1 protein-coding gene is annotated in these 411 nt (G+C 66.2%); it reads left to right on the top strand.

What is annotated here, in order from left to right:
- Positions 1-411 (top strand): hypothetical protein (locus ACUN9Y_RS22215; protein WP_445462914.1); only part of this gene is annotated, 411 nt, incomplete at both ends.

Below are 411 nucleotides of genomic sequence, written 5' to 3'. Positions count from 1 at the left end.
GCGACACCAGTGACGCGGTCTTTACCGTCACCGTGGCGGAGGACTCCGAGCCGACCATCAGCGTGCCGGACACGAGTCCGGGTACCGCCGGTGGCCAGTTCAGCGTCAGCGAGTCGGGCCTTGAGGGCGGCAGCGCCGACGGCAGCAACAGCCAGACCACCACCGGGACGCTCGCTATCACCACCGGTGGTGACACCCTGCAGTCGCTGGTGATCAACGGCGTCAACGTGACCGCCGGTGGCACGGTGACCGGTGACTACGGCACCTTGACCGTGACCGAAAGTGACGGCGAATACAGCTGGTCCTACACGCTGGACGGCAACACCGAAGACCACACGGAACAGGGCACCGGGGCCGATGGCCTGCAGGATGCCTTCGCGATCACCGTGACCGACAGCGATACGGATACGG

It is taken from the genome of Halomonas sp. V046, assembly GCF_052645355.1.
Note: the sequence above shows the minus strand (reverse complement) of the source record. Positions and strands in the feature narration are given on the sequence as shown.